The following is a 13270-nucleotide window of genomic DNA, read 5'->3' on the forward strand; positions in this document are numbered from 1 at the left end:
GTACGGCGCTGACCTCCCGTCAAGTGCCGTACGCAGCCTGGGTGCTGCCGTGGGTCAGCTCTCGCGCAGGGCGTTGACCGCCTCGGCCACGCGCTTGCCGTAGTCCGGGTCGGCGGCGGCGAAGTGCGCGATGTTCTTCTCGATGACGTCCTCGCGCGACACCTGCGAGAGGCTGCCGGCGATGTTGGCGACGAGCCGGCCCTTCTCGTCCTCGGACATCAGGCGGTACAGCTCGCCGGCCTGGAAGAAGTCGTCGTCCTTGACGTGCGCGGGCGCCTCGTGGGTGCCGGTCCAGCCGTGGACCGCGAGCGGCGCGGAGAGCGCGGCGTCGGTCTGGGCCGGGCCCCGGTACGAGTTGGGCTCGTAGTTCTTGTCGTGGCGCGAGCCGTTGCGGGTGGCCATGAGGCCGTCGCGGCCGTAGTTCTGCGCCGTGGTCGCCCTGGGGGCGTTCACCGGCAGCAGGGTGTGGTTGACGCCGAGGCGGTAGCGGTGGGCGTCCGCGTAGGCGAACAGGCGGCCCTGGAGCATCTTGTCCGGCGAGGGGCCGATGCCGGGCACGAAGTTGTTCGGGGAGAACGCGGCCTGCTCGACCTCGGCGAAGACGTTGTCCGGGTTGCGGTCGAGGACCAGGCGGCCCACCCGCTGGAGGGGGTAGTCGGCGTGCGGCCACACCTTGGTGAGGTCGAACGGGTTGAAGCGGTAGTCCGCCGCCTCGGCCGCCGGCATGATCTGGACGTAGAGGGTCCAGGAGGGGTTGACCCCGCGCTCGATCGCCTGGAGCAGGTCGGTCTGGTGCGAGTTGGCGTCCTTGCCGACCAGCTCGGCGGCCTGCTCGGCGGAGAGGCTGCGGATGCCCTGGTTCGTCTTGAAGTGGTACTTGACGAAGAACGCCTCGCCCGCCTCGTTGGTCCACTGGTAGGTGTGCGACCCGAAGCCGTGCATGTGGCGGTAGGAGGCGGGGATGCCGCGGTCGCCGAAGAGCCAGGTGATCTGGTGGGTGGCCTCGGGGGAGTGGGCCCAGAAGTCCCAGACGTTGTCCGGCTCCTGACGGCCCGTGAAGGGGTCGCGCTTCTGCGAGTGGATGAAGTCGGGGAACTTGATCGGGTCCTTGATGAAGAACACCGGGGTGTTGTTGCCGACGAGGTCGTAGTTGCCCTCCTCGGTGTAGAACTTCAGCGCGAAACCGCGGGGGTCGCGGACCGCGTCCGCGCCGCCGAGCGAGTCGGCCACGGTGGAGAAGCGGACGAAGGTCTCGGTCCGCCTGCCGACCTCGGAGAGGAAGGCGGCCTTCGTGAAGCCGGTGACGTCGTCGGTCACCTCGAAGTACCCGTACGCGCCGGAACCGCGGGCGTGCACCACGCGCTCCGGGATCCGCTCGCGGTTGAAGCGCGCGAGCTTCTCCAGCAGGTGCTGGTCCTGGAGGAGGAGGGGACCACCGACGCCGGCGGTGGCGGAGTTCTGGTTGTCGGCGACGGGGGCGCCGGACTCGGTCGTAAGCACGCGCTGCGTCATTTCGTCGGGTCGACCTTCCGTACGGGATGCACTGCTGAAGTGGTGAGGAGCGTAAGGACGCCACTCGAAAAACGTCAACAGTTTGTTGAAATCGAAGTGTGGTGTTCCGGCCGGCGGCGGCGCCTGGGCGCGACAGGACAAGTGTCGGCACCGCCGCCGGCCGGAAATCGGGGCCCCGGGAGCGGGGTGGGGGATCAGACCTGCCGGCCGGAGAGGCGCTCGACGGCGCGGAGCAGGGCCGAGTGGTCCAGGCCGCCGTCGCCCTGCTCGCGCAGGGAGGCGACGAGCTGGGCGACGACCGCGCCGACCGGGAGGGCGGCGCCGACGTTGCGGGCGGCGTCGGTGACGATGCCCATGTCCTTGTGGTGCAGGTCGATCCGGAAGCCCGGCTTGAAGTCCCGGTTCAGGAAGTTGTCCTTCTTGCGGGTCAGCACGGTCGAGCCGGCCAGGCCGCCGTTGAGGACGTCGAGGGCGGCGCCCAGGTCCACGCCGGACTTCTCCAGGAAGACCACGGCCTCGGCGCACGCCTGGATGTTGACCGCCACGATGAGCTGGTTGGCGGCCTTCACCGTCTGGCCGGAGCCGTGCGGCCCGCACAGCACGATCGTCCTGCCGAGGGCCTCCAGGACCGGCAGGGCCTCGTCGAAGTCGGCCCGTTCGCCGCCGACCATGATCGAGAGTACGGCCTCGACGGCGCCGGCCTCGCCGCCGGAGACCGGGGCGTCGAGGACGCGTATCCCCTTCTCCGCGGCGTTCTTGGCGAGGTCGACCGAGGTCTGCGGGGTGATCGACGACATGTCGACGAGCAGCGCACCCCGCTTCGCGTTCTCCAGGATGCCGTCGGGGCCGTAGGCGATCGCCTCGACCTGCGGGGAGGCGGGCACCATCGTGATGACGACGTCGGCGTCCCCGACGGCCTCGGCGATCGAGCCCGCGGCGGTGCCGCCGGCCGCGGCGAGGCGGTCCAGCTTGTCCTGCTCCAGGGTGAAGCCGGTGACCTGGTAGCCGGCCTTGAGGAGGTTCTCGGACATGGGGGAGCCCATGATGCCGAGGCCGATCCAGGCGACCTTGGGAAGGGTGCTCATGAGGGTGCCTCTCGAAAAGCTCTGGTGGTACGGGGAGGGGTGCTGGTCAGCGGGCCGCGCGGGCCTCGGCCGGAAGCCACGCGAAGGACGCGGCGGCGTCGGCGGCCTTGTACTCCAGGCCGACCCAGCCGTCGTAGCCGGCCTTCCTCAGCTCGTCGAGGAGCCGCTCCAGGGGCAGGTCGCCGGTGCCCGGCGCGCCGCGGCCCGGGTTGTCCGCGATCTGCACGTGGCCGGTCCTGTCCGCGTACCGCGCGATGACCTCGCTCACGTCCTCGCCGTTCATCGACAGGTGGTAGACGTCGAGCAGGAACTTGGCGTTGCCGAGGCCGGTGGCCGCGTTGACCTTGTCCACGACCTCGATCGCGGCGGGGGCGCTCACCAGTGGGTAGAGCGGCGACTCCGGCGCGTTGAGGGCCTCGATCAGGAGGATCGCGCCGACGCGGTCGGCGGCCCGGGCGGCCAGGACCAGGTTCTCCAGGGCGAGGGCGTCCTGGACCTCCGGGTCCACGCCCTCGACGCGGTTGCCGTAGAGCGCGTTGAGCGCCCCGCAGCCGACCGAGGCGGCGAAGTCGGCGGCCACGTCGATGTTGGCGCGGAAGCGGTCCGACTCCTCCCCGGGCACGGAGAGGGCCCCGCGGTCCGGGCCGGGGAGCCGTCCGGCGTAGAAGTTCAGGCCCACCAGCCGGGTCCCGGCGTCGTCGAGGGCCTTCTTGAGGGCGTCGAGCTCGCTCTGCCGGGGGGTGGCGGTGTCGATCCAGGGCCACCACAGCTCGACCGCGGTGAAGCCCGCCGCGGCGGCGGCGGCGGGGCGCTCCAGGAGCGGGAGTTCCGTGAAGAGGATCGACAGGTTCACATCGAAGCGCTGGTCCGTGACGGCGTCTTCTGGGAAGCGGGTCATGAGGGGTGGGCGCTCCTTCCGTATCGCGGAAGTAAGTTTCTGTCTGACGGAATGCTGCAAGGTGGGTGGCGTGCTTGTCAAGAGGTCCCCGCAGGTCCGGGGCTCCCGCCGGGCCGGGGAAGGGCCGTAGCGTGGGGGCATGGTGCGTTTGAAAGTGGAGTTCACGACCGAGCCCTTCGACCTCGACGAGGCCCCGGCGCACGCGGTCGTGGCCCGTGAGGTCATCCAGTCGGCCGGCCTCGACGCGGTCGACGTCGGCCCCTTCGGCAACACGGCGGAGGGCGGCGCGGACGCGGTGCTCACCGCCGTCGGCGCGCTGCTCCGCGAATCGCTCGCGGTCGGCGCCACCCGCGTCTCGCTCCAGGTCAACGTGATCGGGCGGGACGGGGCCGGGGAGGGCGCCGCCGGGCACGGCGCGACCGGGGGCGGCGCCGCCGCCGAGGGGGGCGAGAAGTGAACGAACACCCTCTGGTCGCCGCGGTGAAGCCCCTGGTGGACGCCATGGGCGCCGAACTGCTCGACCCCGGGCGGGCCGGGGCCGACGACGTGGTCCTGTCCTGGGAGGGGGAGGACGTGCTCGCCGTGCGCCTCCCGCAGCTGTCGGAGTCCCTGGACCACATCCTGGCGGCGATGGAGCGGCGGTACGGGACGGCGCTGTCGGAACTCGACCGCAAGTCCAAGCAGGAGGTCGTCCGCGCCCTGGAGGCGCGCGGCGCCTTCTCCGTGCGTCACGGGGTGGAGACGGTGGCGGGCGCGCTCGGCGTCAGCCGCTTCACCGTCTACAACTACCTGAACCGGGAGACCGCTCTGAACAGGGAAAAGGCGGTCGAGAACGACTAGTTGGCCATGCGTGACCACAAGCCGCCGCCCGGATGTCGGGGCGGCGGCTTTTGCGTGACCAACTTTTCAACAAAGTGTTGACGCCGTGTTGCGGAGGGCGTTAGCTATCCGCAGCCCGTCCGACGCACAGCGAAAAACAGCCACGGAGGCTTCCCGTGACTTCAGGTACGACACCGGGCCTCGCCCGGTTCAACACCTCGGCGGACAGCGAGGCGGTCGCCGCGCTCCACGAGGTGTGCTCCAGCTCGGCGTGGGGGAGCAGGATCCTCGCCCGGCGCCCGTACACCACCGCCGAAGCCCTCTTCCTCGCCAGTGACGCCGCCACGGCCGAGCTGACCGCCGAGGACCTGGCCGAGGCGATGGCGGGGCACCCGCCGATCGGTCGTCCGAAGGCCGGGGACCCGACCTCCTCCCGCGAACAGAGCGGGATGGCCGGCGCCTCCGAGGAACTCAAGGCCGAGATGCTCGAACTCAACCTGGCCTATCAGGAGAAGTTCGGTCACGTCTTCCTCATCTGCGCCACCGGCAGGACCGGTGAGCAGATGCGCGACGCGGCCCGCGAGCGGATCGCCCACTCGCCCGAGGAGGAGCGGGAGACCGTCCGCACCGAACTGGGCAGGATCAACCGCATCCGGCTGGCCCGTCTCGTAGAGGAAGAGAACACCGCATGAGCACCGACACCACCGCCTCGGTGTCCACACACGTCCTGGACACCAGCCGCGGCCGTCCCGCCGGGGGCGTCGCCGTCACGCTCGCGGCCCGCGCCGGCTCCGGCGCGGAATGGGTCGCGCTCGGCGGCTCCGCCACCGACGCGGACGGGCGCTGCAAGGACCTGCCGGCCCTGCCGGAGGGAACCACCCACGTGCGCCTCGACTTCGAGACCGAGGCGTACTTCCTGAGCAAGCAGAACAAGCAAGCCGAGGCGCAGCAGGACGCCCCCGCGAATCGGGACAGCGGTACGACCGGTGCGTTCTTCCCGGAGGTGGCGATCACGTTCGCCGTCGTGCCGGGCGAGCACTACCACGTACCGCTGCTGCTCAACCCGTTCGGCTACTCCGTTTACCGAGGGAGCTAGCAGACATGACACCCCCTTCCCGCCCTGCCCACCCTGTGATCCTCGGCCAGAACCAGTACGGCAAAGCGGAGAACCGCGTCGTCAAGATCACGCGGGACGGCGCCACCCACCACATCAAGGACCTGAACGTCTCCGTCGCCCTCTCCGGCGACCTCAGCGACGTCCACCTCACCGGCTCCAACGCCCACTGCCTCCCCACCGACACGACGAAGAACACCGTCTTCGCGTTCGCCAAGGAGTACGGCATCGAGTCCGCCGAGCAGTTCGGCATCCACCTCGCCCGCCACTTCGTGACGAGCCAGGAGCCGATCAAGCAGGCCCGCATCCGGATCGAGGAGTACGCCTGGGAGCGCATCGCCTCCTCCGACGCCAACTCCCGGTTCATCGGCGCCGACGAGGTCAACCACTCCTTCGCCCGCAAGGGCCAGGAGACCCGCGTCACCCAGATCACCTACGACGGCGAGAAGTGGGAGGTCATCTCCGGCCTCAAGGACCTCGTCGTCATGAACTCCACCAACTCGGAGTTCTGGGGCTACATCAAGGACAAGTACACGACGCTGCAGGAGGCGTACGACCGCATCCTGGCCACCCAGGTGTCCGGCCGCTGGCGCTTCAACTGGACCGACGACGACCAGCGCATGCCCCACTGGGAGCGGTCCTACGAGCAGACCAGGAAGCACATGCTGGAGGCGTTCGCGGAGACCTACTCGTACTCCCTCCAGCAGACGCTCTACCAGATGGCCGCCCGGATCATCAACCACCGCTCGGAGATCGACGAGGTCCGCTTCTCGCTCCCGAACAAGCACCACTTCCTGGTCGACCTCGAACCCTTCGGCCTGAAGAACGACAACGAGGTCTACTACGCCGCCGACCGCATGTACGGCCTCATCGAGGCCACCGTCCTGCGGGACGGAGCCACGGCGCAGATCCCGGTCGACATGACCAACCTCTAAGCGGCATCCGAGTGACCGGCCCCCGCCCGCCCGCAGCCGGGCGGGGGCCGCACCGGACCGGAGGGAATCCCATGGCACAGCCCGCAATGGGGCCGGCACCCGCCGAAGGCCCGTGTTCCACCCCGCCGTCCACCCCGGCAGACTGCCACCCGGTGGACGAGAAGCTCCCCGTCTCGCGGCTCGTCCCCGCGGCACTCCAGCACATCGCCGCCATGTACGCCGGCGTCGTCACCCCTCCGCTCATCATCGGCCAGGCCGTCGGCCTGGACGCGGCCGGCATGACCCGGCTCATCGCGGCCAGTCTCCTCATCGCGGGATGCGCGACCATCCTGCAGACCCTCGGCCTCGGACGCTTCGCCGGCAACCGGCTCCCGTTCGTCAACGCCGCCTCGTCCGCGGGCATCGCCCCGATGCTCGCCATCGCCGAGACCAGCGCCCCCGGAGACCAACTCCCCGCCATCTACGGCGCGGTGATGGTCGCCGGAGTGTTCTGCCTCGCCGTCGGTCCCTTCTTCGGCAGACTCCTGCGCTTCTTCCCGCCGCTCGTCACCGGCGTCGTCATCACCCTCATCGGGGTCACCCTGATGCCCGTGCCCGTCGGCTGGGCGCAGGGGGGCGACCGGCTCGCCGCAGACTTCGGCGCCATGAAGTACCTGGCACTGGCCGCCTTCACCCTCGTCGTCATCCTGCTCTTCCAGCGCTTCGGCAGGGGCTTCGTCAAGCAGATCGCCCTGCTGCTCGGCCTCTTCGTCGGCACCCTCGCCGCGATCCCCTTCGGCATGGCCGACTTCACCGCCCTGCGCGAGGCGCCCGTCGCGGCGCTTCCCACCCCCTTCGCCTTCGGCGCCCCCGAGTTCCAGCCCGCCGCGATCCTCTCCCTGTGCATCGTGATGCTGGTCCTGATGACGGAGTCCAGCGCCGGCATGCTCGCCCTCGGCGAGATCTGCGAACGGCGCAGCGACGGCCGGACCATCACCCGGGGCCTGCGCACCGACGGCATCGCCACCCTCCTCGGCCCCGTCTTCGGCGGCTTCCCGACCTCGGCCTTCGCCCAGAACGTCGGCGTCGTCTCGCTGACCCGGGTCCGCTCCCGGTACGTGGTCGCCGTCGCCGGCGGCGCCCTCCTGGTCCTCGGCGCCTTCCCCGTCCTCGGCGCGGTCGTCTCCACGGTCCCGATGCCCGTCCTCGGCGGCGCCGGCATCGTCCTCTTCGGCTCGATCGCCGTCAGCGGCATCCGCACCCTGTCGGAGGCCGGACTCGACGACAGCTCCAACATCATCCTGGTGGCCGTCGCGCTCGGAGCGGGCATCGTCCCGCTCGCCGCGCCCACCTTCTACGCCGACTTCCCGGCCTGGGCGCAGACCGTCCTCGGCTCCGGCATCAGCGCGGGCGCGCTCGTCGCGGTCCTGCTCAACCTGTTCTTCCACCATCTCGGCGCCCGGAGCCGCACGGCCCCGGCACTCGAATCCTCCTAGGACGTGTCCGGAAAGTCCCGCCCCCAGGGACGGACGACGCCGCTTCCGGCGCACACCCCGGGCCCCACCGCGCCCGCCCCACTCCCGAGGAATGAAGGAGGCACCGTCATGGCAGCACCTTCGACAGCTCCCCAGCGGATCGTCGTCGAGAACGCGGCGATCGCGACCGTCGACGCGGACGACACCGAGTACGCCTCCGGGCACCTCGTCGTCGCGGGCAACAGGATCGAGTCCGTCGGCCCCGGCAGCGCCCCCGGTGACCTGGCGAACGTGGTCCGGCGGATCGACGCCGCCGGCCACCTCGTCACACCCGGCCTGGTCAACACCCACCACCACTTCTACCAGTGGATCACCCGGGGCCTCGCGACCGACCACAACCTCTTCGACTGGCTGGTCGCGCTCTACCCGGCCTGGGCACGGATCGACGAGCGGATGGTGCGCGCCGCAGCCCGGGGCTCGCTGGCGATGATGGCCCGGGGCGGCGTCACCACCGCCGCGGACCACCACTACATCCACCCGGTGGACTCCGGCGACCTCTCCGGCGCCGTCATCGGCGCCGCCGCCGAGACGGGCGTCCGCCTCACCCTCGCCCGCGGTTCCATGGACCGCGGCGAGAAGGACGGCGGCCTGCCGCCGGACTTCGCCGTCGAGACCACCGAGGGTGCGCTCGCCGCCACGGAGGAGACGGTGAAGCGCCACCACGACGCCTCGCCCGACGCGATGGTCCAGGTCGCCGTCGCCCCCTGCTCCCCCTTCTCGGTCTCCACCGAACTGCTCCGCGAGAGCGCCGCGCTCGCCCGCCGCCTGGGCGTGCGCCTGCACACCCACGGCTCGGAGACCGTGGAGGAGGAGAAGTTCTGCCGCGAACTGTTCGGCATGGGGCCGACGGACTACTTCGAGTCCACGGGCTTCCTCGGCAAGGACGTGTGGATGGCGCACTGCGTCCACATGAACGACTCCGACATCGCCGCCTTCGCCCGCACGAGGACGGGCGTGGCCCACTGCCCCTCCTCCAACGCGCGCCTCGCCGCCGGCATCGCCCGCGTACCGGACATGCTCGCGGCGGGCGTCCCCGTCGGCCTCGGTGTCGACGGCACCGCCTCCAACGAATCCGGCGAGCTCCACACGGAGCTGCGCAACGCGCTCCTCGTCAACCGGCTCGGCGTCCACCGCGAGGCCGCGCTGAGCGCCCGCCAGGCCCTGCGCCTCGGCACCCACGGCGGCGCGCGGGTCCTCGGCCGCGCCGACGACACCGGCTCCCTGGAGGCGGGCAAGCTCGCCGACTTCGTCCTCTGGAGGATCGACGGCCTCGGCCACTCCACGATCGCCGACCCGGTCGCCGCCCTCGTCCTCGGAGCGGCGGCCCCGGTCACCGCCTCCTTCGTCAACGGCAGACAGATCGTCGAGGACGGCCGGCTGCTCACGGTCGACGAGGACGCCGTCGCGCGCGAAGCGCGCACGGAGGCGCGGCGCCTGGCCCGCATCGCGGCCCGGCCCTGACCCTCCCCACGGAGTCCGGCCGAGGGGGGACGGCCCCCGGCCGGTCGCCGCGGACCCGCACGGGTCCGCGGCAGCCCGACCGGGAGGTGCCGTACGCGGAAGACGTACGGCACCTCCCGGGACGGTGAGCCGTGCCCGCACCCCCCACCGGGCACCCGTCCGCGCGCCGCTCCTCCCGCGGCGGCACCGCTCCACCCCGCGAAGCACCGTCCGCCGGGCATCCCGCGCGCGACGGGCGGGCCGCACCTCCCGCACACCGCACCTCCTCGCACCACCTCCCTGACACCCACGTCACCGCCGACGTGCACCCGACCGGAGGAACCGCCGTGGCCGCCACGCCCCAGGTTCGCAAGGCACAAGAAGCAGGCTCCGCCCCCGACGCCCGCGAGAGGCATCCCGTCGACGAGACGCTCCCCCCACTGAAGATGCTCACCAGCGGCCTCCAGCACGTGGCCGCCATGTACGCGGGCGTCGTCGCCCCGCCCCTGATCGTCGGAGCGGCCGTCGGCCTCTCCGGCACCGAGCTCACCTTCCTCACCGGCGCCAGCCTCTTCACCGCGGGGCTCGCCACCTTCCTGCAGACCCTCGGCGTCTGGAAGATCGGCGCCCGCCTCCCGTTCGTCAACGGCGTCACCTTCGCCGGCGTCGCCCCGATGCTCGCGATCATCGACACGACCGAGAACAAGACCGACGCGCTCCCCGTGATCTTCGGCGCGATCATCGTCGCCGGACTCCTCGGCTTCCTCGCCGCCCCCTGGTTCTCCCGGCTGGTGCGGTTCTTCCCCCCGGTCGTCACCGGCACCGTCATCACCCTCATAGGCGTCTCCCTCCTCCCGGTGGCCTTCGGCTGGGCCCAGGGGCCCAACCCCAAGGCGGCGGACTACGGTTCGGCCACCTTCCTCTCCCTCGCCGGCATCACCCTCGTCGTCGTCCTGCTCCTGCGCCGCTTCACCCGCGGCTTCCTCAAGCAGATCGCCGTCCTGCTCGGCCTCGTCGCCGGCACCCTCATCGCCGTACCGTTCGGCGTCACCGACTTCTCCCCGGTGACCGAGGCGGACCTCGTCGGCTTCCCGTCGCCGTTCCACTTCGGCGCCCCGCAGTTCGCCCTCGCCGCGATCGTCTCCATGTGCGTGGTCATGCTGGTCTCCATGACCGAGTCGACCGCCGACATGCTGGCGCTCGGTGAGATCGTCGAGCGGCCCGCCGACGAGAAGACCATCGCCGCCGGACTGCGCGCCGACACCCTCGGCTCCGCGCTCAGCCCCCTCTTCAACGGCTTCATGTGCAGCGCCTTCGCCCAGAACATCGGCCTGGTCGCGATGACCCGCATCCGCAGCCGCTTCGTCGTCGCCTGCGGCGGCGGCTTCCTGGTCCTGATGGGCCTCTCGCCGGTCGCCGCCTCGCTCATCTCGATCGTCCCCCGGCCGGTCCTCGGCGGCGCGGGCGTCGTCCTCTTCGGCTCGGTCGCCGCCAGCGGCATCCAGACCCTCGTCAGGGCCGGTCTGGAGAAGGACAACAACGTGCTGATCGTGGCCGTCTCCCTGGCCGTCGGCATCATCCCGATCACCGAGCCCGGCTTCTACCACTCCTTCCCGGAGACCGCGCGGATCATCCTGGACTCGGGCATCTCGACCGGCTGCGTCGCCGCCGTCCTGCTCAACGTGGTCTTCAACCACCTGGGACGGCGCCGGGACGACGACGAGGTCACCGCCCCGATGGAGCCCGGCGAGGAGATCTCCGGCAGCCGCGCCGCGAAGGCGGCGCACGTCCACTGACCCCGCTCCCCACCCCGCCCGGCCGCCCCGGCCCCCGCGCCCGCCGCGGGGCCCGGGGCCGGAGCGCGCCGGGGCCGGCCGGGGGAGCGGTGCCCGCGCCCGGGTCCCGGGACCCGGGCGCGTGCCGCCGGGGCCCGGCACACCCCGTCCGGCCCGGACCACCCCGGCGACCGGCATCCGGCGCCCGCGCGCTCACCCCTCCACCGCCGTCCGCCGTCGGCACTCCCGGGCCAGCGACGGGTAGGCGGCGGCGATCGCCTCGTACAGCCGCCCGCGCAGCAGCCGTTCGGCCTCACCGCGGCCGGTCTCGCCGTACAGCCCGTCGAGCAGCGCCTCGTACCGCGAGAGGGCGTGCCGCAGGTAGCTCACCTGCCACCGCGCGAGCGCCCCGGCGGGCGGCCCGCCCCCGCCCGGCACCGCTCCCGCCTCCCTCCCGGTCCCCGGCCCCGGACTCCGGGCCCCCAGCGCGTGCCGGTGGAGGACCGCGCGCCGCTCCAGCTCGGGGAGGGGGAGGCGGGGCACCTCGATCGGTTCCGCGCGGATCGCGGCCAGGACGGCGGCCCGCCGCCGTGCGGCGTACGCCCCGGTGGCGGAGGAGCGGGCCCGCGAGAGCGCCGAGGCCCCGGCGAACTCGGGCGTCCGCTCCACCGCCTCCACCCGGGCGAGCAGATAGAGGCGCACCGGCGCGAGGGACCAGCGGCGCGGATCGCGCCCCTGCACGTCGGGCGCGCCGAGCAGGTCCCGCACCATCGCGTCGGTCCAGCCGCGCCGGCGCACCCCGGCGAGCGCCACATAGGTCGTACGGTCCGTCATGATCCCCCCAGAAATCGACTACGCAGAGTGACGATTCCAGTGAAGCGCACCCCACTGACAACGCCTCCGCGGCCGACGCCCGTCGTCGGCGGCCTCCGGTGGAGGCGGGCTCCCGGCGCCCCACTTCACGGCGCCCCCTTGTCGGGGCCGCCCCGCCTGTGCGATATAGGTCTGGACCTTTCCGACGGACGGAGGCCCGCCCGTGCAACGCCCGCTCCCCCCAAGGCTTTCGGCAGCCCTGGGACCGCTCCTCGCGCTCGTCCTCGCCGCCTGCTCCACCGCCGGACCCGAAGCCGGGGACGTCCGGCCCCCCGCCGCGCCCACCGGCGTCACCGCCACGGCGGGCAGCGCGAGCACCGTCCACGTCATGTGGAGCGCGGCCACCGACGACCGCGCCGTCACCGGCTACGAGGTCTACCGCGAGGGCCGCAAGGTCAAGGACCTCCCTGCCACCACCCTCATGACCGACGTCACCGGGCTCGCCCCGGCCACCCCCCACCGCTTCGCCGTCCGCGCCCGCGACGCCGCGGGCAACGTCTCCCTCCCCAGCGCCACCGTCGCCGCGACCACCCTCCCGGCCGCCGCCGAGGACCGCACGCCCCCCACCGCCCCGACCGGCCTCCGCGTCACCCCCGGCGGCAGCCGCGCCGCCACCCTCCGCTGGTCCCCGGCCCGGGACGACACCGGGGTCACCGCGTACGACGTGTACCAGGCCGACGCCCGCGTCCACACGGTCCCGGGCACCGCCACCGACGCCCTCGTCACCGGCCTGCGCCCCGGCACCGCCTACGCGTTCACCGTCCGGGCCCGCGACGCCGCCGAGAACTCCTCCCCGGACAGCGACGCGGTCGACCTCACCACCGCCCCCGCACCGGGCGCACCCCCCAACACGGCCCCCACCGGTCTCACCGCCACCGCCGCGAAGGGCGGTGAGATCACCCTCACCTGGACCCCGCCGGAGACCGGCGCCCCGGTCACCCACCACGAACTGCACCTCGACGGCCGCTTCGCCACCACCATCGTCTGGGGCACCGAACCGCCCACGGGCCGCGCCACCTACACCTTCCCGGTCACCGACCCCCCGGGCACCCGCTACACCGTCACCCTCCGCGCCCGGCTCCCGGACGGCACCTGGGGTGACTTCTCGGCACCGAGGACGGTGGTGGTGCGCTGACCCCCGCCCCGGCCCCTGTTCCGACCCCCGCCCCGGCCCCCGTTCCGACCCCCGCCCCGGCCCGGCCGTCCGCCCCGTACACCTCCCCCCGGGAGTCCCGCCTCCCGCCCCGCGACACACCTGCCCCCCGGTCCTTGCCGCCCGGAACCGGCCGCCCCGAACTACCCTGG

The 13270-nt window shown here is 72.4% G+C and carries 13 protein-coding genes; 9 read left to right on the plus strand and 4 right to left on the minus strand.

What is annotated here, in order from left to right:
• Positions 1-54: 54 nt before the first annotated feature.
• The 3 genes from ACZ6AQ_RS08575 to ACZ6AQ_RS08585 form a co-directional block, all read right to left on the minus strand.
• Positions 55-1512: a catalase gene (locus ACZ6AQ_RS08575; protein WP_468758483.1), complete on the minus strand. Its 1458-nt coding sequence runs from the start codon at positions 1510-1512 to the stop codon at positions 55-57.
• Between the two features lie 194 nt (positions 1513-1706).
• Positions 1707-2597 carry a 2-hydroxy-3-oxopropionate reductase gene (locus ACZ6AQ_RS08580; protein ID WP_468758484.1) on the minus strand — a complete coding sequence of 297 codons (891 nt, stop codon included), beginning with the start codon at positions 2595-2597 and terminating at the stop codon, positions 1707-1709.
• A 46-nt stretch (positions 2598-2643) separates the two neighbouring features.
• Positions 2644-3495 (minus strand): TIM barrel protein, encoded by an 852-nt coding sequence (locus ACZ6AQ_RS08585; RefSeq protein WP_388696133.1) that lies wholly within the window; start codon positions 3493-3495, stop codon positions 2644-2646.
• Positions 3496-3637: 142 nt separating this feature from the next.
• On the opposite strand from ACZ6AQ_RS08585, the gene ACZ6AQ_RS08590 reads away from it, so the two are divergent.
• From ACZ6AQ_RS08590 to ACZ6AQ_RS08625, 8 genes are all read left to right on the plus strand, one after another.
• Complete coding sequence (locus ACZ6AQ_RS08590; protein WP_468758579.1) at positions 3638-3952, plus strand: YkoF family thiamine-binding protein; 315 nt, start codon at positions 3638-3640, stop codon at positions 3950-3952.
• 44 nt (positions 3953-3996) lie between these two features.
• Positions 3997-4335 carry a helix-turn-helix domain-containing protein gene (locus tag ACZ6AQ_RS08595; protein ID WP_388696254.1) on the plus strand — a complete coding sequence of 113 codons (339 nt, stop codon included), beginning with the start codon at positions 3997-3999 and terminating at the stop codon, positions 4333-4335.
• 155 nt (positions 4336-4490) lie between these two features.
• A complete protein-coding gene (gene uraD, locus ACZ6AQ_RS08600; RefSeq protein ID WP_468758486.1) occupies positions 4491-5006 on the plus strand; it encodes a 2-oxo-4-hydroxy-4-carboxy-5-ureidoimidazoline decarboxylase in 516 nt (171 codons plus the stop codon).
• Positions 5003-5410 carry a hydroxyisourate hydrolase gene (gene uraH / locus ACZ6AQ_RS08605; RefSeq protein ID WP_468758488.1) on the plus strand — a complete coding sequence of 136 codons (408 nt, stop codon included), beginning with the start codon at positions 5003-5005 and terminating at the stop codon, positions 5408-5410. The genes uraD and uraH overlap by 4 nt, the downstream gene beginning before the upstream one ends.
• A gap of 5 nt (positions 5411-5415) precedes the next feature.
• Complete coding sequence (gene pucL, locus ACZ6AQ_RS08610) at positions 5416-6363, plus strand: factor-independent urate hydroxylase (protein ID WP_468758490.1); 948 nt, start codon at positions 5416-5418, stop codon at positions 6361-6363.
• Between the two features lie 71 nt (positions 6364-6434).
• Entirely contained in the window at positions 6435-7838 is a 1404-nt protein-coding gene (locus ACZ6AQ_RS08615; RefSeq protein WP_468758492.1) for a nucleobase:cation symporter-2 family protein, read from the plus strand.
• Positions 7839-7946: 108 nt separating this feature from the next.
• On the plus strand, positions 7947-9338 hold the full coding sequence (locus ACZ6AQ_RS08620; RefSeq protein WP_468758494.1) for an 8-oxoguanine deaminase: 1392 nt from the start codon (positions 7947-7949) through the stop codon (positions 9336-9338).
• Positions 9339-9763: 425 nt separating this feature from the next.
• Positions 9764-11113 (plus strand): nucleobase:cation symporter-2 family protein, encoded by a 1350-nt coding sequence (locus ACZ6AQ_RS08625; protein ID WP_468758580.1) that lies wholly within the window; start codon positions 9764-9766, stop codon positions 11111-11113.
• 192 nt (positions 11114-11305) lie between these two features.
• Here the strand turns inward: ACZ6AQ_RS08625 and ACZ6AQ_RS08630 are convergent, their stop codons facing one another.
• The gene (locus tag ACZ6AQ_RS08630; protein ID WP_468758496.1) at positions 11306-11926 is read right to left on the minus strand and encodes a hypothetical protein; all 621 of its coding nucleotides are present in this window, start codon (positions 11924-11926) and stop codon (positions 11306-11308) included.
• A gap of 202 nt (positions 11927-12128) precedes the next feature.
• Between ACZ6AQ_RS08630 and ACZ6AQ_RS08635 the strand changes: the two genes are divergently transcribed.
• Positions 12129-13100, plus strand: coding sequence for a fibronectin type III domain-containing protein (locus ACZ6AQ_RS08635; protein WP_468758497.1), 972 nt, complete (start codon positions 12129-12131; stop codon positions 13098-13100).
• The last annotated feature ends 170 nt before the right edge of the window (positions 13101-13270 follow it).

The organism is Streptomyces sp. NPDC041191, from assembly GCF_055591945.1.

Excerpts from the sequence above, each read along its gene's own strand:
- ACZ6AQ_RS08575 (WP_468758483.1), bottom strand. The coding sequence starts at position 1,512 with ATGACGCAGCGCGTGCTTACGACCGAGTCCGGCGCCCCCGTCGCCGAC.
- ACZ6AQ_RS08580 (WP_468758484.1), bottom strand. The coding sequence starts at position 2,597 with ATGAGCACCCTTCCCAAGGTCGCCTGGATCGGCCTCGGCATCATGGGC.
- ACZ6AQ_RS08585 (WP_388696133.1), bottom strand. The coding sequence starts at position 3,495 with ATGACCCGCTTCCCAGAAGACGCCGTCACGGACCAGCGCTTCGATGTG.
- ACZ6AQ_RS08595 (WP_388696254.1), top strand. The coding sequence starts at position 3,997 with ATGGGCGCCGAACTGCTCGACCCCGGGCGGGCCGGGGCCGACGACGTG.
- uraH (WP_468758488.1), top strand. The coding sequence starts at position 5,003 with ATGAGCACCGACACCACCGCCTCGGTGTCCACACACGTCCTGGACACC.
- pucL (WP_468758490.1), top strand. The coding sequence starts at position 5,416 with ATGACACCCCCTTCCCGCCCTGCCCACCCTGTGATCCTCGGCCAGAAC.
- ACZ6AQ_RS08615 (WP_468758492.1), top strand. The coding sequence starts at position 6,435 with ATGGCACAGCCCGCAATGGGGCCGGCACCCGCCGAAGGCCCGTGTTCC.
- ACZ6AQ_RS08620 (WP_468758494.1), top strand. The coding sequence starts at position 7,947 with ATGGCAGCACCTTCGACAGCTCCCCAGCGGATCGTCGTCGAGAACGCG.
- ACZ6AQ_RS08625 (WP_468758580.1), top strand. The coding sequence starts at position 9,764 with ATGCTCACCAGCGGCCTCCAGCACGTGGCCGCCATGTACGCGGGCGTC.
- ACZ6AQ_RS08630 (WP_468758496.1), bottom strand. The coding sequence starts at position 11,926 with ATGACGGACCGTACGACCTATGTGGCGCTCGCCGGGGTGCGCCGGCGC.